Source organism: Planococcus sp. 107-1 (assembly GCF_021513255.1).
Taxonomy (GTDB): domain Bacteria; phylum Bacillota; class Bacilli; order Bacillales_A; family Planococcaceae; genus Planococcus.
On sequence record NZ_CP090977.1, the window covers coordinates 1,038,224 to 1,054,360 of the forward strand.

The following is a 16,137-nucleotide window of genomic DNA, read 5'->3' on the forward strand; positions in this document are numbered from 1 at the left end:
GGTGAATGGGGATTCAATGAAAAAAGCTTTTCAAGGAGAATGTCCTTGAAAAGCTTTGGATTATGCTGATTGAGTGACAGCTGTTTCGAATTTCGAACGTCTTACTAAAGTAAGGACAATCGGATAAATAAATGCGAAAGCGACACCGTTCAGCAGCATTGCAGGCAGCACCACTGTAGTGAAGAGAATCCCGAAAGGAATATCTGCACCGATGATGAAGATGGCAGATGACAGGAAAACGGTTCCTGACAATACCGTGCCTCCCGCACAAAGGGCGATGGCTACCGGCAATTTTTGCACGATTTTCTTTAAGATTAGAACAAATGCCAAAAAGACAAAGGCCGTAATGAATTTATCAAGGATATTTGGAACAAATCCTCCTGGGAAAGTTGAAAACAGTCCTGAAATCACGCCAGTAGTTACGGCAAGCAAAAATACAGATTTAACATTTGGGAATAACAAGATTCCGATAAACATCATCGTCAACATGAAATCGGGTTTCATGCCTCCGCTAAACCCTGGGATGATCACATATAGCGCAGCCCCAACACTGACCAATAAGGCCATTAAAACTAAATTCTTCGTATTCATTTCTCATCTCTCCTCAGCTCGACTCTTTTTTTGCTTTTTCCCGCACGTGCCCTCGTGGCCGCCGGCGAAAAAACTTATTCTGATTCTATCCTTTATAAGGTGCGAAAGCAAGCATTTAAGCCAATTTTTCCTTTACCTGTTCCGCTAGTTCCTGAATCCGTTCAGTTGTGAATTCTTTTTCTTTTGTCATCCATTTTGCGCCGAAGCCGTCCGTCTCGCCGTAAGCGGGGAATGAAGTGGAGGTGGAAATGGAAAACGCTTTGGCCTGCTTTAGCGCCGTTATTGTTTAATAAGTTCATGCCTTCCGGTTCAAATGTCTCTTTGATGGCTGCGGCAATTTTCGGTGCGACACTGAAGAGGTTCGAAGCTTCTTCCGGCGTCATGTCGTATACAAATTCACGATGCGTTTTTGGAATTAAGAGCGTGTGGCCTTTAGATAGCGGCATGATGTCCATAAAAGCATAAACATGCTCGTCTTCATAAACCTTCACACTCGGGATTTCTCCGGCAATAATTTTGCAGAAAATACAATTTGTCATTGTCATCATCCTTTCCATTTTAATCAGTTTAACATATTTCATTTCTCTCAAAAGAAATCATTCAGGAGATTTGATACAATAGTGGAAAGAAAGAGGTGTTGAGATTGGCAATTTTGGAAGTCCAGTCGCTGACCGGGGGCTATACACGCAAACCCGTTTTGCAAGATGTGACATTTTCGATTAATAAAGGGGAATTGGTCGGCTTGATCGGCTTAAATGGAGCCGGGAAAAGTACGACGATCAAGCATATCATCGGCTTGATGGAACCAAAATCAGGAGAAATCCGTTTGAACGGCAAAAAGTTTGAAGAAGATATGGATGCTTATCGTTCATCCTTTTCCTATATCCCAGAAACGCCGGTTCTATACGAAGAGTTGACGCTGCGCGAACATTTGGAACTGACGGCCATGGCCTATAATATCGAACCGGCCCGTTTTGAAAAACGTTCAGCTGAACTATTGAAGGAATTCCGGATGGAGAAACGCTTGAAATGGTTTCCTTCCCATTTCTCGAAAGGGATGCGCCAGAAAGTCATGATCATGAGCGCGTTCTTAGTGGACCCGGCCTTATACATTATTGACGAACCGTTTGTCGGGCTTGACCCGCTCGGCATCAAATCATTGCTCGACCAAATGGAGAAGCAAAAGAAAAAAGGGGCTTCTGTACTCATGTCGACGCATATCCTATCTACGGCTGAACGCTATTGCGACCGCATCATTCTCTTGCACAATGGCCGCATTCGGGCGGTTGGAACCATGAAGGATCTGCGGAAAGCATTTGATATGCCGGATGCTTCACTAGATGATTTATATATTGCGATGACTGAGGATGCTGTCAATGAAGAACTTGCATGAGGTATGGGATAACCGGCTTCAAAAATACATGCGGGAAGTCCAAAATTATTTAAAATATATTTTCACGGGCCATATCGCAGTTGTGCTTCTTTTTGCCATCGGCGCGGCTGGCTACGCCTATAGCGAATGGGTGCAGAACGTGCCGCCGGATTTCCCCGGTGCATGGCTCATGGCATTTGTTTTTGCCTTATTACTGGCATTCAGTGCACCTTCGACTCTATTGAAGGAAGCGGATATGGTGTACTTTTTGCCGCTTGAAAGCAAACTGGACGAATTTTTAAAACCGGCGCTGAAATGGTCGTTTTTCTCGCAATTGTATTTGCCGGTGATTGCGTTTATCGTGTCATTGCCGATGGTCAATGCGTTATACGGTTTGCCGTCGTCTTTATTGATCGGATTGCCGATATTGCTTTTGCTGATAAAATGGTGGAACATCCAAACTGAATTTTCGTTCCGTAAAGCAAAAGCGGGAAGAGACGCCTGGCTTGACCGGCTGGTCCGTTTTGTTTTCGTGCTGTTCTTTGTCTATTTTTACGTAATCGGCAATTTGCTGATTGCCGTATTATTTTTGTTTGCCATGATTGTCTACGGCAGATGGGTGAAGGGGCAAGCGACTCGAAAAGCTTTTCCTTACGAGCATTTCATCCGGCTTGAAGAAAACCGGATGCTGCGGTTCTATCAATTTGCGAATTACTTTACGGACGTCCCACATATCAAAGGAAAAGTGAAAGAGCGGGCTTGGCTAAACTGGATTTACCGTTTGGTTAAAAATGGTCCGCAAAACGCGCATTTCTATTTGATTTTACGGACTTTTATCCGGTCGGATGAATTGTTCTATTTATGGCTTCGCTTGACGGCCATTTCGATGGCAGGGGCTTGGCTGATCCCGTTTCCAACGGCCATTGCCATTTTTATCGCTGCCTTAGCCTTTGCTTCCAGTATCCAAATTTGGCAGGGCTTAAATCAGAAACAGCATTTCCGCATGGATAATTTATTCCCATTGACGGCATTCAGCCGAGAGCAGGCGGTCGGAAAACTGGTGTTGATTCTTCAAAGCATCCAAGCGGTGGTTGTAGCTGTCGTTTTGCTGATAGCAGGAGAATTTATCGTAGCGTTGATCGCATTTGCTGCAGTTCTAGTTGTTTCCTCTATCACTTTAGCTTTTGCGAAGAAGAAAAAATGAAAAAAAGGGTTGTCCCAGAATTTTTGGGACAACCCTTTTTTATTCGTGGAAATTCAACGCGGCTGACCTAACGTTTTAGCAGCCAAAAGCATTGCTTCTTCTTTAAAATCGAATTTCGGATGATGATGCGGGTAGACAGCGCCGTCCGGCATCGCGCCGGTAAAGAAAAAGGTGCCGGGAATTTCCTGCAGGTAATAAGCGAAATCTTCGCCTCCCATTTGCGGAGGGCAATTATAGACTTCATTGACTCCTGGAACGGCTTCAGCGATTTTCTTTACATACATCGTCTCTGCTTCGTGGTTGACGACAGCAGGATAGCCTCTAGAAAAAGTGAAATCACTATGGCTATCGGTGGCGATATTCGTTCCATCCACCACGCGCTGCATCTCTTTTTCCATCAGCAATCGTGTTTCTTCCGTAAAGGTCCGCACCGTTCCGGAAAGGACAGCATGGTCTGCGATGATATTATAAGGATTTTCCGCTACAAATGAAGTGACGGATAAGACTGCCGACTCAAGCGGATCCACACGGCGAGCCACAAGCTGTTGGAGGTTGTTGACGATTTGTGAGCCAATGACCACGGCATCTTTTGTTTCATGCGGCATCGCGCCATGGCCGCCGCGGCCTTGTACTTTTATCGTGAAGCTATCCGCTGCTGCCATAACGGGCCCGATTCGGTAGTCGATTCGGCCGTACGGGGTCGTTGACCAGAGATGTGTACCAAAAATGACATCGACGCCTTCTAAAACACCCGCTTCAATCATCGGTTTCGCGCCTCCTGGAGCGAGCTCTTCCGCATGCTGATGAATTAATCGATAAGTGCCTTTCAGTTCGTTGCGCATTTCATGGAGTGTTTTTCCAAGAACCAATAAAGTTGCCGTATGGCCATCGTGGCCGCAGGCATGCATTACACCCGGCACTTGTGATTTATAAGGGACGTTTTCTTTCAAATCCTGAATGGGCAGGGCATCAAAATCTGCGCGCAAAGCCACAGTTTTTCCAGGTTTTGCACCTCGAATGGTGGCTACTACGCCGTTGCCGCCAACTCCGTGTTTTACTTCGATCCCTAATTGTTCATAATAATTGCGGATATAGGCAGCGGTTTTGGATTCGTGGAAGGAAGGTTCCGGATTCATATGCAAATAGCGGCGGATCTCCACCATTTCTGGATAGCGTTCTTCTAGTTGTTTATATAGTTTTTCAAGCATTTCTGGATCTCCCTTCAATAGTCGAAATTGTTCTACTATAATCATAGCATATTAAATCAGACAGAATGGATGGGAATATAAGGAAGACCGGCAATCTAAAGTTGTACTGAACGGAAAAAGAGAGAGCATAAGGCTCTCTCTTTAATAGTTGAAATTCAGGAAGGTGGCCACAAAGTAAATGATCACCATTAAGATAGAAGGAACCGAATAAACCGTGCTGGACAATGTTTTCTTCTGAGTCAAAGCGTAAATGGTCAAAAGTGACATAGCCAATACACCGAGTGCGATAATCATATGCGCCCCGGAAACTGCTGATAGGATAGGGCCTGCTGTATACACGGGATCGGAAATCGCTAAAATAATCATGTTGAAAATATTGCTTCCCAAAATTGCGCCGACTGCCATATTGACATTATTCAACCGCAACGCGACGAATACAGAAATGGCTTCCGGCAATGAAGTGGTGGCGGCAATCAGAAAACTGCCGATAAAGCTGGAGCCGATTCCGGTAATGACCGCAATTTCATCTCCTGTGATTGAAAGGGCAGTACCGGTTCCAAGAACGACCAAGGCGGCAAGGATGAATCGGATAACAGCGGCTTTTGCCGATAAGTCGCCGCTTGGGTTATTCGGCTCTTGTTCTGAAACTGCCGCTTCTTCTATAGAAGCATCTTGTGATTGAAGCTTATTGATGACGACCATACCGACAATATAAGCGATGGCGATAATTAATGCATCCAACCCGATTCCGAGGAAGGAAATATCGATTCGCAGCCATAAAGAAAGAATGACGAGTACAGTCAGTAACAAGCCGAGAAATGCCGTATACAAATGGTCTTTGCTGGCTCGTTCCAAAATCCGTCTGCGGCGCAGCAGGAAATCAAAAGATGCCAGGATAAATAAATTAAATAAATTGGAGCCGATCATATTGCCGACTGCGATGTCGGCATTGCCGATGGCTGCAGCAGAAAAGCTTGTCGAAACTTCAGGAAGGGAAGTCGCTCCTGCAAGAAGCAAAGTACCTACCATCATTCCGCCCATCGCAGTTTTCTCGCTGATGACATCTGCGTATTGCGATAATTTGATCGAAGCGATTACGGTCACAATTGCAGCTAAGACAAAGTAAACAAAAACCATTTAGTTTCCTCCAGTCATGTATGTATGTGGAGAGCCTCAAAAAATGAGGCTCACTTGATTAATCGTCTTGTGGCTTTGCTTTGTAGGTTTTGATATAGGAAGAGCCCGAAAAGATATTCTGCCGTTTTTCAGCCGGAGCATCCGCCGGTTTATCATGCGCTTTTGAAAAAGCTTGGGATTCTTTCCATTTTTCAAAGAAAGCAGGAGACTCCCATTCCGTCAACACGACGTACGTATCCGAATCGGTAGGACGCAGCACGCGGAATGCGACATAGCCGGGTTCATTTTCGATTGCGCCAGCCCGGTTTTTAAAACGATGTTCAAAAATTGGACGGCCTTCATCCGTTACCGGAATATGGTTCATAACGAAAAAGCCTTTTTCTTTAAATGTACCGGTTCCATCGACTACTTCATAACGCCGCGGCGTCTGGAAAATAGTTCTCCCTTCCGTTTCATGGAGCAGCAAAGTCGTATTCTCCCCTTGCATCAGCACCATTGTTTCCTGCGGGTGCTTTTCTCTCATGTTCTTCATGAATTCATACGTTCCTGTGGTCATAAATAAATTCATCCAAAATACCTCCTCATTCTATATTCTAATCTTATTCTTCCCTTATCTAAAAACATAAAACGCTTTATGTACAAGCTGTGAAGCGAGAAGAGTCTAATTTATGACATTTCCTTAAGGAATCTATACAATAGGAAGCGGAGCGTCTATAGTAAATACGGATAATGAAATAGAACGCAGTGGAAGATAAGATTGAAGGGATGAATAAAAACATGACAGCATTTAACGACACGTACTTAAGAGCTGCCCGCGGAGAAAAAACGGAACATACACCGGTATGGTATATGCGCCAAGCTGGCCGTTCACAGCCGGAATACCGCAAGATTAAAGAGAAATACTCACTTGAACAAATTACGCATCAGCCAGAGCTTTGCGCTTATGTGACAAAGCTTCCTGTCGATCAATACAATGTGGATGCAGCGATTCTTTATAAAGACATCGTGACGCCGCTGCCGGCAATCGGCGTAGACGTTGAAATCAAAGCTGGAGTTGGTCCGGTTATCGATAACCCGATCCGTACAATGGCAGATATTCAGCGCCTCGGCGAAATTAACCCGGAGCAGGACGTCGATTTCGTTCTTGAGACCATCCGTATTTTGACGCAAGAACAATTGAATGTACCGCTTATCGGCTTTTCAGGCGCACCATTTACTTTAGCGAGCTATATGATTGAAGGCGGACCATCGAAAAGCTATAACAAAACAAAAGCGATGATGGCATCTGAGCCTGAAATGTGGTTTGCGTTAATGGATAAATTGGCAGATACCATCATCCCTTACGTAAAAGCGCAAGTAAAAGCAGGAGCAAAAGCTGTTCAAATTTTCGATTCATGGGTAGGGGCTTTGAATGTAGAAGATTACCGCATTTTCATTAAGCCGGTCATGGATCGGATTTTTGCAGAACTTCGGACAGAAGGCGTACCTTTGACGATTTTTGGCGTTGGTGCGAGCCACTTGGCGAAAGAATGGCACGACCTGCCAGTAGATGTGGTCGGCCTCGATTGGAGATTGCCGATTTCTGAAGCACGTGCAATGGGATTGACGAAAACTTTGCAAGGAAACTTCGACCCTTCATTCTTGCTGGCTGATTGGCCGGTAATTGAAGAGCGCGCTAAAAAGATTTTGGATATGGGCTTGCAGCAAGACGGCCATATCTTCAACCTAGGCCACGGCGTATTCCCGGAAGTACAGCCGGATACTTTGAAACGTTTAACAGCATTTGTGCATGAGTACAGTGCTGCCTATAAAGCAAATAATTAATTGAAGCAAAAATTTCTTATGAGGTGATTAAATTGAAAAAGACAATGGGATTATTGGTTATGGCTTATGGTACACCATACGAAGAAGCGGATATTGAGCGTTATTACACGCATATTCGCCATGGCCGCAAACCAAGCGAAGAAAGCTTGGAAGATTTGCGCAGCCGCTATAAAGCAATCGGAGGATTGTCTCCGCTTGCGAAAATCACACAAGACCAAGCAGATGCTTTAGGCGCACGCTTGAACGAAGTGCAGGATGAAATCGACTTTAAAGTATACCTTGGATTAAAACATATTGAACCATTCGTGGAAGATGGAGTAGCGGCAATGGCACGCGACGGCATCAAAGAAGCGGTATCGATTGTACTCGCACCTCATTTCTCAACATTCTCTGTCAAGTCGTATAATGGCCGTGCAGCAGAAGCTGCTGAAAAAGCGGGAATTGAGTTAGTGTCAGTGGAAAGCTGGTACACGGAACCGAAATTCATCCAATACTGGAGCGAAAAAGTAAGTGCAACTTTCGCTGAAATGTCAGAAGAAGAACGTGCAAAATCTTGCTTGATCGTTTCTGCGCATTCATTGCCTGAGAAAATTATTGCAAATGGCGATCCTTATCCGGATCAATTGAAAGAAACAGCAGCTTTGATTTCTGAAGCGGCAGGCGTGGAAAATGTGGAAGTGGGTTGGCAAAGTGCCGGCCAAACACCAGAACCTTGGATCGGACCGGATGTACAGGATCTGACTCGCGAATTATACGAACAAAAAGGCTATACATCGTTTGTTTACACGCCAGTAGGGTTTGTAGCGGACCATTTAGAAGTATTGTTCGACAATGATTATGAATGCAAAGTGGTATGCGATGAAATCGGCGCAACTTACCATCGTCCAGAAATGCCGAATGTCCAGCCATTGTTCATCGATGGCCTTACAGATGTGGTCTTGAAAAAACTGGCAGAATAATAATTGAATCGGGAGTGAATATGAAACGTGACAGAGCGGACGCTGAAAGCAGCAGTCGTGGGCGGAGGAATTTCGGGCCTGTCTGCTGCATACTATTTACAAAAACAAGCGAAAGAGCAAGGCATTTCGTTGGATCTCACAATTATTGAAGCGGTGCATCGCTTAGGCGGGGAAAATCCAGACGCTTCATAGAGACGGTTTTGTAATTGAGCGTGGGCCAGACTCGTTTCTTTCCCGCACAGAAAATATCAATGATTTGGCTAAAGAGTTAGGAATTGAACATAAGTTGATAGCCAGTGGAGCAGGCGAAAGCTTTGTCGTGGTGGAAGATCAATTGCATCCTATTCCGAAAGGGTCCATTATGGGTGTGCCTACGGAATGGGGACCGTTTATCGCTTCGCATTTATCTTCATGGAGGCGGGAAATTTCGGGCAGCGGCTGACTTAGTCATGCCGAGATCTGCCGAATCCGCTGACCAGCCGCTTGGCAAATTCATGCGCCGCCGTTTCGGAAAAGAATTGGTGGAGAATTTAATCGAACCGATTTTCTCCGGCCTGTACGGCGGAGACATTGACCGCATGAGCTTAGCTTCCACGTTTCCGGCTTTCTATCAAATCGAACAAAAGCATCGCAGTCTGATTGCGGGAGTGAAAAAAGACGATTCACTAAATGCAGACTCTTTTACAACAACGAGTGAAGGAATCTTTCAAACATTCGAGAATGGCATGCAAACATTGATTGATGCTTTAGAAAAGGCTTTAGCCGATTGCACCATCCTCAAAGGCGTGAAAGTCGATAAGATTCGGCGTGAGCAGGACAAAGCGCTTCTCCATTTGAATAATGATTCGGATCTTTTAGTAGATGAAGTGATTTTTGCACTTCCGCATGAAAAAATCCAGCCCTTATTTGAATCGTCCGGGCTATTGGGAAATCTAAAAGAAATGCCATCGACTTCAGTGGCTACTGTTTCAGTGGCCTTTTCGGGGGATGCCATCGATTCTTCTGCTGCAAACGGCATGGGATTTGTGGTTTCCAGAAACAGTGATTTTACCATCACGAAATGTTTGGCCATGCATACAAAATGGCCAGTCCATGTTCCGGCTGGCAAGATGCTTTTCAAAGCATTTGTCGGACGGACAGGGGATGAAGCAGTAGTCGACTTGTCAGACCGGGAAATAGAAAGAATGGTGCTGGAAGATTTGCGGAAAGCGATTCCGATTTCCGGGGAACCTGACTTTACAATTGTCACTCCGCTGGAATAATGCAATGCCGCAATATCAGGTAGGGCATGAGGCCCGTACCCAGGCAGCAAAGGAAGACTTGAAAAAAGCATTCCCGATGGTTCAATTGATTGGCAGTTCTTTTGAAGGAGGCGGCATGCCCGCTTGCGCCCAGCAAGGGCAGGCAGCAGCGCTGGAAGCCATCAAGCGATTCCAGTCGAAGAAATGAATGCGGAGGTAAGAGCATGAAGAAATTATTATGGCTCGGCATGCCGATATTGTTATTGGCAGCTTGTGGATCGAATGACGATTCAGCTGGTGCCGGAGATTCGACCCAAATTGTAGAAGTGGAAATCACGACACCACAGGAAGTGGAAGTGGCGGAAGAGGTTACATTATCTGTGACTGTTACACAAGGAAGCGAAACGGTAGAAGACGCAGACGAAGTCGTCTATGAAGTTTGGCAATCCGGTGACCGCGACAACAGTGAAATGATTGAAGCTGAACATACAGAAGACGGGATCTATGAAGCAGAAACCGTTTTTGAAGAAGAAGGCCTGTATTATATGCAAGCCCATACTACAGCCCGTCGCCTTCACGTGATGCCGAAACAGGAAATCACGGTCGGCGATCCGGATCCAGCTTCTATCGTTCCGGATAGCAGCGATGATTCTGAGGGAATGGACAAGATGGACATGGATGAACATTCCGGCCATTGATCCAGCAAAAGGCAAGCACCCGATATGGGCGCTTGCCTTTTTTGTGTATTCATTATTACATTCGCTGTTCTGTCTTATGCCTGTCGGAGCTGACCAGCCGCTTCCGCTTTTCTGTACTATAACTCTTTGCAGGAATCACATTTGCTTCCGTAGCATTCGTGCTGTTCTTCAATCTTTTCTCCACATGTTACGCATTGTTTCGGCGGCAAGTTCTTGAAAAATTCGACTACGTTCTCAATCATTCATTCCAGCTCCTTTGTTATAGTACTGTTATGGTTTATTGAATTGTATTATAACAGTTTTGATTCGTCAACCCTAAACCATGAAATTTTTTAAATTATCCGTTAAACTAAACAAAGTAGAGAAGTTAAAGGAGAGAGATTATGTATTTCGTAGACAATAAAGGCATTACAGACCCGCGCATTAACTTGGCAATTGAAGAATATCTATTAAAGACGATGGACGTGGAAAAAGATTCGTTCTTGCTGTTCTACATTAACGAGCCTTCAATCATCATCGGGAAAAACCAGAACACTTCTGAGGAGATCAATACCGATTACGTCGATTCGAATGGCATCCATGTAGTTCGCCGCTTGTCCGGCGGTGGCGCTGTTTACCACGATCTTGGCAACTTGAACTATAGTTTCATTACAGTGGATGACGGCAATAGCTTCCGCAACTTCCGCAAGTTCACGGAGCCGGTTGTGCAAGCGCTTCAGTCGCTTGGGGTGGATGCAGAGCTTTCAGGGCGCAATGATTTGATGGTGGCAGGGCGCAAAATTTCCGGAAATGCCCAGTTTTCCACAAGAGGCCGCATGTTCAGCCACGGAACATTGATGTTCGATACGGAAGTGGATGCTGTCGTATCGGCTTTAAAAGTCAGCAAAGAAAAAATCGAATCAAAAGGCATCAAATCGATCCGCAGCCGTGTAGCGAACATTTCCGAATTCCTGCAAGAGCCGATGTCTGTCACGGAATTCCGGGCTGCTATCTTAAATTCCCTTTTTGAAGGCGAAGAAAATGTGAAGTACTGGGAATTGACAGAGGAAGATTGGGAAAACATCCGTGCCTTATCTGCAGAACGCTACGGCAACTGGGATTGGAACTACGGAAAATCGCCAAAATTCAATATGAAGCATTCTCACCGGTTCCCGGTTGGCGGAATCGATGTTCGTTTGCAAGTTGAAAACGGGGCGGTCCAAGCTGCCAATATTTATGGCGACTTTTTCGGTGTCGGTGATGTCGAGGAAATCGAACAAGCGATTACTGGCGTTAAATACGAACGGGCTTCATTAGACGAAGCCATCAGTGGATTTGATATTCCAAAATATCTAGGCGGCATTACGAAAGAAGAGTTTTTGAAATTAATTTATTAAGAATTCATGAAGAGCCTGCTTTTAAGCAGGCTCTTTTGTTAAAATGGAAATAAAACGGAAAGGGGGAATCAGAATGGCAGCCCAACGAATTTTAATTGTAGAAGACGATTTGAAAATTGCGGCGTTATTAGCGGAGACACTTCGCAAATATCATTATGAAGTGGAAACTGCGAAAGATTTTGACCGCATCTTGGAAGAGTTCGAAGCATTTGATCCCCATATGGTTTTGTTGGATATCAATCTGCCTTCTTATGACGGCTATTATTGGTGCCGTCAACTTCGCCAAAAATCCACATGCCCCATCCTCTTCATCTCCGCACGTTCTGGAGAAATGGATCAAGTATTTGCTTTGGAAAATGGCGGCGACGATTTCATCACGAAACCTTTTCATTATGAAATCGTCCTTGCAAAAATAAGAAGCCATTTGCGCAGAGCTTATGGTGAATATGCACCAAAACAAGAAGAGCGTTCCGTTAAAGCCGGGCGCATTGAATTGTTTTTAGAGCGGATGGAATTGCATGTGAAATCGATTGTGATTCCGCTTCAGAAAAAAGAATGTACGATTATGGAATTGTTGATTGCGCAGTTTCCGAAAGTGGTTACGGGAGCAATTGCTTGAAGAGCTCTGGGATGACCAGGCTTTTGTAGATGAAAACACATTGAACGTCAATATGACGCGTGTCCGCAAGAAACTGGCGGATTATGAAGTGAAATCTTCAATTGAAACGGTGCGGGGATCCGGCTACCGCCTGCTGTTGAATGAGGAGGAGCTGTAATGTTCCGTCTGTTCTTTAAAGAGCATGCAGCTTTTATCGTGTTCCAGGCAGTGCTTGTTGCCTTCATCATGGCCCTTTATTGGCTCGATGGTTTTCGGAACGTGGATACCGCCATTTATTCGTTTGTTATCAGTACCTTGTTGGTCATCACTTTTTTAGCGGCCCGTTTTGCGAAACGATATCGCTTCTATCACAAGATTCTCTCCATGCCGGATAAAATGGAGCACGCCATCCAGCGCGAAGGCCGGTCGCCTGAACAGCTGCAAAGCGAAAAATACATGCATGAACTATACCGCGTGTATCAGCACGAAGCCCAAGCTTTATATGCAGCTGAAAAACGCCATCTTCAATTCATGAACCAATGGGTGCATCAGATGAAAACTCCGTTATCCGTCATGCAGCTTCTCTTGCAGGAAGAAAAGGAATTGGATAAAAGCAGTGTCCAGGAAGAGATGGACCGTTTAAAGGCAGGATTAGATACGGTGCTCATGAATGCCCGCCTTGATACATTTGAAGACGATATGCAAATTGAACAAGTTCATTTGCGCGGCTTGTCTCCGAAATCGTCACCGAAAACAAACGGTTGTTCATTTCAAAGGGGTATACCCGGAAATCGATGTGAATGACAGCTATACCGTAACGACCGACCGGAAATGGATGAAGTTCATTTTGGGCCAGTTTTTAACGAATGCGATCAAATATACATTTGAACCGAACAAAAAAGTTTATATTCAAGCTAAATGCCAGGAAGGGCATCTTCTTTTGACCATCCGCGATGAAGGGATTGGAATTCCATCATCGGACTTGCCGCGCATTACAAAAGCATTCTTTACAGGAGAGAATGGCCGGAAAACAGGAGAATCTACAGGCATGGGCCTGTACTTGGCAAAAGAAGTTTGTGGAAAGCTTGGCCACCAGTTCTCCATTTCCTCGGTAAAAGGAGAAGGTACGACGGTATCTGTCTTATTTGACAACGAAGATACAGCAACAGGAGGAGAAGGCAATGCCGCTATTGAAAATCGACGAAGTGACGAAAGTCTATGAAGGAAAAGTGACGCATAGAGCCCTCAATCAGCTAAGCTTCGAAGTGGAAAAAGGCGAATTTCTAGCTGTGATGGGGCCATCCGGTAGCGGGGAAAACCACCTTGCTGAATTTGATCTCTACGATTGATTCCTTAACGGCGGGGAAATCCTGATCGATGGCATCAATCCCCACCGATTGGATAAAAATGAATTGGCTTTATTTCGCAGACGGAAATTGGGCTTTATCTTTCAAGACTTTAACTTGCTGCAGATGCTGACTGTGGAAGAAAACCTGGTGCTGCCGTTGACTCTCGACTATGTTCCGGTCAATGATATGGCCACACGGGTTCTGGAATTGGCGAAGCGCCTGGATCTGACGCCGATCTTGCATAAACGGCCGAACGAAATTTCAGGCGGGGAAGCTCAGCGTACGGCAATTGGGCGCGCTTTGATCCATAAGCCAGCAATCATCTTAGCGGATGAGCCGACGGGGAATTTGGATTCCAAAGCTTCCAAAGACGTCCTGGATCTTTTGTCGAGAGTCAGTGCCAATGAAGGCGCCACGATTGTCATGGTGACACATGATCCGATTGCTGCAAGCTATTGCGACCGGGTGCTGTTTATCAAAGACGGTGAATTTTTCAATGAAATTTACGGCGATGAACGGCGCCAGACATTCTATCAAAGGATTTTGAACGTGCTATCCTTGCTTGGAGGAAATGTCAATGACCTTTCGGCAACTCGCCTACCATAATGTTTTCCGCAACCGCAGAAGCTACGCTGCTTTTTTCCTCGCAAGCGTTGTTTCGGTGATGGTGTTCTTCGTCTATTCGATGTTTATTTTCCATCCATTATTTGAAGAAGATGGCTTGCAGGTGCTGGCTGTCCGGGGAATGTTCATAGCGGAAGTTGTACTTTATATTTTCACGCTGTTTTTCCTGTTTTATTCGATGAGTGCTTTTTTGCAGGCACGGTCGAAGGAGTTCGGAATTCTTATGCATTTAGGGATGACCAAAAAGCAGCTGAATAAGTTGATCTTCTTTGAAACGATGATTCTCGGCTCGGTTTCAACCGTGGCCGGAATCGCTTTCGGTTTTGCGTTTTCAAAGTTTTTCTTTATGATCGGCCGTGAAATCATGGAACTTGAATCGCTGCCGCTGTATGTATCATGGCAGCCATTTGCCCTAACCATTGGGGCATTTGCGAGCCTTTTCATCATCATTTCGGTGATCAGTGTAGCGTTTATCCGGACGAAAGGGATTTTGGATTTGCTGCAAGGCTACTGGAAAGTGGATGAAATCACGAATGCATCACGCTGGCTGTCTTTTTTAGGATTTTTGCTGCTGGGGATTTCATACGTGCTTGCTTCTGTCGTGACGGACGAGACCGTCTATACAATGGTGCTAATCATTCCGCCGCTGGCCACTTTAGGGACGTATCTCTTCTTTACGCATTCCGTCCATTCGCTGCTGAATTTTTATAAACGGCGAAAAGGGGTTTACTGGCATAAGACCCGGCTGGTTTCACTTGCAGAAGCTTCTGTCAAACTGAAAGACAGTGCACAGATGTTTTTCATCGTGACCATCGTTTCGACTGTGGCTTTTCTAACCGTCGGGACACTCGCTTCATTTATGTCTTATACAGGCGATTACCGGGAATCAAATCCGCTCGGGCTGGTTTATATCTCGTTTGACGGCAATAGCAAAGAACTGCAACATATTGAGGGATTGACCGCTGAACTGGAAGAAAAGGAACTGGCTTACGATCTTGTTCCTTTGGTGGTCAAAAGGCAGACTTCTACATTTACCGGCAATGACGTGGACATCATCCGCATGTCCGAATTTAATCGTCTGGCGGCAGCACTTGGTTTTGAACCTGCGTATCCGGACCGGGGCGAAGCGCTTTTTATCCCTTATTCGAAAGAATCCTTGAAAGAATTGGGGAAAAGCCAAGTCCAAACGGAATTGATGGAAAGCGGAGTTGAGCTGTCGATCGATCAAGTCTATCCGCATATTCTTTTTCCGGTCCATACGGTCAACTTTAATAGCATTGTCGTGAATGACCTCGACTATGCAGCGATCGACGAACCGCTTCAAGGCTATGCCGACGGGGAATCGACGTTTACTTATTACGCATTCGACATTCCATCGTGGGAAGAAACGGTAGCCATCGGTTCAGATTTAACTGCTCAAATTGAAAGAGCGGTGGAACAGGAAGATTTCAGTGGACTGAATTTCTTTTTTGAGAATCCGGGAGAAGATTACCGCTGGTTCAAATCCTCTTTTGCTATATTGCTATTTATCGGAGTGATGGTTGCTGCGGTTTTCTTATTGGCAGCAGGCAGTTTCATTTACTTCAAATTGTATACAGGGCTCGAGCGGGACCGGAAGCAATATCTCCTATTGGTCCGTTTGGGAATGACGGAGAAAGAGCTCGGGAGAATCGTCAACCGCCAGCTCATTCCGCAGTTTTTCCTGCCATGGGTCGTCGCTTTATTGCACAGCACTTTCGCGTTCATCTCGCTTCAAGTTGTCTGGGATGAATTTGCTGAGCTTTCGATTCTAGGAGAAATGATTCTAGTGCTTACAGGATTCACAATTGCTCAAGTCCTTTATTTCTATTTAATACGGTGGCGCTATATCGCCCATTTACAAGCATCGTGAAATACGATGCTTGTTGTATTGTCAGAAGATTTATTCTATAATGATATAGTGTAAATAATGAATGA

General features: G+C 45.2%; 16 protein-coding genes and 4 pseudogenes. 14 read left to right on the plus strand and 6 right to left on the minus strand.

What is annotated here, in order from left to right; genetic code table 11:
• Positions 1-60: 60 nt before the first annotated feature.
• Together L0M13_RS05525 and L0M13_RS05530 are read right to left on the minus strand one after the other, a co-directional pair.
• A complete protein-coding gene (locus tag L0M13_RS05525; RefSeq protein WP_235198660.1) occupies positions 61-591 on the minus strand; it encodes a tryptophan transporter in 531 nt (176 codons plus the stop codon).
• Between the two features lie 115 nt (positions 592-706).
• Positions 707-1,130, minus strand: a pseudogene (locus L0M13_RS05530) (HIT family protein).
• A gap of 104 nt (positions 1,131-1,234) precedes the next feature.
• On the opposite strand from L0M13_RS05530, the gene L0M13_RS05535 reads away from it, so the two are divergent.
• Complete coding sequence (locus L0M13_RS05535; protein WP_052652279.1) at positions 1,235-1,984, plus strand: ABC transporter ATP-binding protein; 750 nt, start codon at positions 1,235-1,237, stop codon at positions 1,982-1,984.
• Entirely contained in the window at positions 1,968-3,167 is a 1,200-nt protein-coding gene (locus L0M13_RS05540; RefSeq protein ID WP_235198661.1) for an ABC transporter permease, read from the plus strand. The genes L0M13_RS05535 and L0M13_RS05540 overlap by 17 nt, the downstream gene beginning before the upstream one ends.
• A gap of 53 nt (positions 3,168-3,220) precedes the next feature.
• On the opposite strand, the gene L0M13_RS05545 is transcribed toward L0M13_RS05540, so the two are convergent.
• The 3 genes from L0M13_RS05545 to L0M13_RS05555 all read right to left on the minus strand — a co-directional run bounded on the left by L0M13_RS05545 (position 3,221) and on the right by L0M13_RS05555 (position 6,080).
• Positions 3,221-4,375 (minus strand): M20 family metallopeptidase, encoded by a 1,155-nt coding sequence (locus tag L0M13_RS05545; protein WP_235198662.1) that lies wholly within the window; start codon positions 4,373-4,375, stop codon positions 3,221-3,223.
• Between the two features lie 141 nt (positions 4,376-4,516).
• Positions 4,517-5,512 carry a sodium:calcium antiporter gene (locus L0M13_RS05550; RefSeq protein ID WP_235198663.1) on the minus strand — a complete coding sequence of 332 codons (996 nt, stop codon included), beginning with the start codon at positions 5,510-5,512 and terminating at the stop codon, positions 4,517-4,519.
• Positions 5,513-5,570: 58 nt separating this feature from the next.
• A complete protein-coding gene (locus L0M13_RS05555) occupies positions 5,571-6,080 on the minus strand; it encodes an antibiotic biosynthesis monooxygenase family protein (RefSeq protein ID WP_235198664.1) in 510 nt (169 codons plus the stop codon).
• Between the two features lie 209 nt (positions 6,081-6,289).
• On the opposite strand from L0M13_RS05555, the gene hemE reads away from it, so the two are divergent.
• From hemE to L0M13_RS05575, 7 genes are read left to right on the plus strand one after another with little or no spacing between them, the layout of a single operon-like run.
• Positions 6,290-7,336, plus strand: coding sequence for a uroporphyrinogen decarboxylase (gene hemE / locus L0M13_RS05560; protein WP_235198665.1), 1,047 nt, complete (start codon positions 6,290-6,292; stop codon positions 7,334-7,336).
• A 44-nt stretch (positions 7,337-7,380) separates the two neighbouring features.
• Positions 7,381-8,295, plus strand: a complete 915-nt coding sequence (hemH, locus tag L0M13_RS05565) for a ferrochelatase (protein ID WP_235199271.1) — start codon at positions 7,381-7,383, stop codon at positions 8,293-8,295.
• A gap of 27 nt (positions 8,296-8,322) precedes the next feature.
• Positions 8,323-8,487 (plus strand): FAD-dependent oxidoreductase, encoded by a 165-nt coding sequence (locus tag L0M13_RS18475; protein WP_311195630.1) that lies wholly within the window; start codon positions 8,323-8,325, stop codon positions 8,485-8,487.
• A 13-nt stretch (positions 8,488-8,500) separates the two neighbouring features.
• Positions 8,501-8,737: a hypothetical protein gene (locus L0M13_RS18480; protein WP_311195660.1), complete on the plus strand. Its 237-nt coding sequence runs from the start codon at positions 8,501-8,503 to the stop codon at positions 8,735-8,737.
• 7 nt (positions 8,738-8,744) lie between these two features.
• Positions 8,745-9,557, plus strand: coding sequence for a protoporphyrinogen oxidase (hemG, locus tag L0M13_RS18485; protein ID WP_311195631.1), 813 nt, complete (start codon positions 8,745-8,747; stop codon positions 9,555-9,557).
• 4 nt (positions 9,558-9,561) lie between these two features.
• Positions 9,562-9,744 carry a hypothetical protein gene (locus L0M13_RS18490; RefSeq protein ID WP_311195632.1) on the plus strand — a complete coding sequence of 61 codons (183 nt, stop codon included), beginning with the start codon at positions 9,562-9,564 and terminating at the stop codon, positions 9,742-9,744.
• A 16-nt stretch (positions 9,745-9,760) separates the two neighbouring features.
• Complete coding sequence (locus L0M13_RS05575; protein WP_235198666.1) at positions 9,761-10,234, plus strand: FixH family protein; 474 nt, start codon at positions 9,761-9,763, stop codon at positions 10,232-10,234.
• A 116-nt stretch (positions 10,235-10,350) separates the two neighbouring features.
• Here the strand turns inward: L0M13_RS05575 and yhfH are convergent, their stop codons facing one another.
• Positions 10,351-10,476, minus strand: a complete 126-nt coding sequence (yhfH, locus tag L0M13_RS05580; protein WP_235198667.1) for a protein YhfH — start codon at positions 10,474-10,476, stop codon at positions 10,351-10,353.
• Positions 10,477-10,617: 141 nt separating this feature from the next.
• Between yhfH and L0M13_RS05585 the strand changes: the two genes are divergently transcribed.
• The 5 genes and pseudogenes from L0M13_RS05585 to L0M13_RS05605 all read left to right on the plus strand — a co-directional run bounded on the left by L0M13_RS05585 (position 10,618) and on the right by L0M13_RS05605 (position 16,072).
• Positions 10,618-11,610: a lipoate--protein ligase gene (locus tag L0M13_RS05585; RefSeq protein ID WP_235198668.1), complete on the plus strand. Its 993-nt coding sequence runs from the start codon at positions 10,618-10,620 to the stop codon at positions 11,608-11,610.
• Positions 11,611-11,683: 73 nt separating this feature from the next.
• A pseudogene (locus tag L0M13_RS05590) lies at positions 11,684-12,386 on the plus strand (response regulator).
• Positions 12,386-13,430 (plus strand): annotated as a pseudogene (locus tag L0M13_RS05595) (sensor histidine kinase). Before L0M13_RS05590 ends, L0M13_RS05595 begins: the two co-directional pseudogenes overlap by 1 nt.
• Positions 13,390-14,163 (plus strand): annotated as a pseudogene (locus L0M13_RS05600) (ABC transporter ATP-binding protein). Before L0M13_RS05595 ends, L0M13_RS05600 begins: the two co-directional pseudogenes overlap by 41 nt.
• Entirely contained in the window at positions 14,135-16,072 is a 1,938-nt protein-coding gene (locus tag L0M13_RS05605; RefSeq protein WP_235198669.1) for an FtsX-like permease family protein, read from the plus strand. Before L0M13_RS05600 ends, L0M13_RS05605 begins: the two are co-directional and overlap by 29 nt.
• Positions 16,073-16,137 lie beyond the last annotated feature (65 nt).

Excerpts from the sequence above, each read along its gene's own strand:
- L0M13_RS05525 (WP_235198660.1), bottom strand. The coding sequence starts at position 591 with ATGAATACGAAGAATTTAGTTTTAATGGCCTTATTGGTCAGTGTTGGG.
- L0M13_RS05540 (WP_235198661.1), top strand. The coding sequence starts at position 1,968 with ATGAAGAACTTGCATGAGGTATGGGATAACCGGCTTCAAAAATACATG.
- L0M13_RS05545 (WP_235198662.1), bottom strand. The coding sequence starts at position 4,375 with ATGCTTGAAAAACTATATAAACAACTAGAAGAACGCTATCCAGAAATG.
- L0M13_RS05550 (WP_235198663.1), bottom strand. The coding sequence starts at position 5,512 with ATGGTTTTTGTTTACTTTGTCTTAGCTGCAATTGTGACCGTAATCGCT.
- L0M13_RS05555 (WP_235198664.1), bottom strand. The coding sequence starts at position 6,080 with ATGAATTTATTTATGACCACAGGAACGTATGAATTCATGAAGAACATG.
- hemE (WP_235198665.1), top strand. The coding sequence starts at position 6,290 with ATGACAGCATTTAACGACACGTACTTAAGAGCTGCCCGCGGAGAAAAA.
- hemH (WP_235199271.1), top strand. The coding sequence starts at position 7,381 with ATGGGATTATTGGTTATGGCTTATGGTACACCATACGAAGAAGCGGAT.
- hemG (WP_311195631.1), top strand. The coding sequence starts at position 8,745 with ATGCCGAGATCTGCCGAATCCGCTGACCAGCCGCTTGGCAAATTCATG.
- L0M13_RS18490 (WP_311195632.1), top strand. The coding sequence starts at position 9,562 with ATGCCGCAATATCAGGTAGGGCATGAGGCCCGTACCCAGGCAGCAAAG.
- L0M13_RS05575 (WP_235198666.1), top strand. The coding sequence starts at position 9,761 with ATGAAGAAATTATTATGGCTCGGCATGCCGATATTGTTATTGGCAGCT.
- yhfH (WP_235198667.1), bottom strand. The coding sequence starts at position 10,476 with ATGATTGAGAACGTAGTCGAATTTTTCAAGAACTTGCCGCCGAAACAA.
- L0M13_RS05585 (WP_235198668.1), top strand. The coding sequence starts at position 10,618 with ATGTATTTCGTAGACAATAAAGGCATTACAGACCCGCGCATTAACTTG.
- L0M13_RS05605 (WP_235198669.1), top strand. The coding sequence starts at position 14,135 with ATGACCTTTCGGCAACTCGCCTACCATAATGTTTTCCGCAACCGCAGA.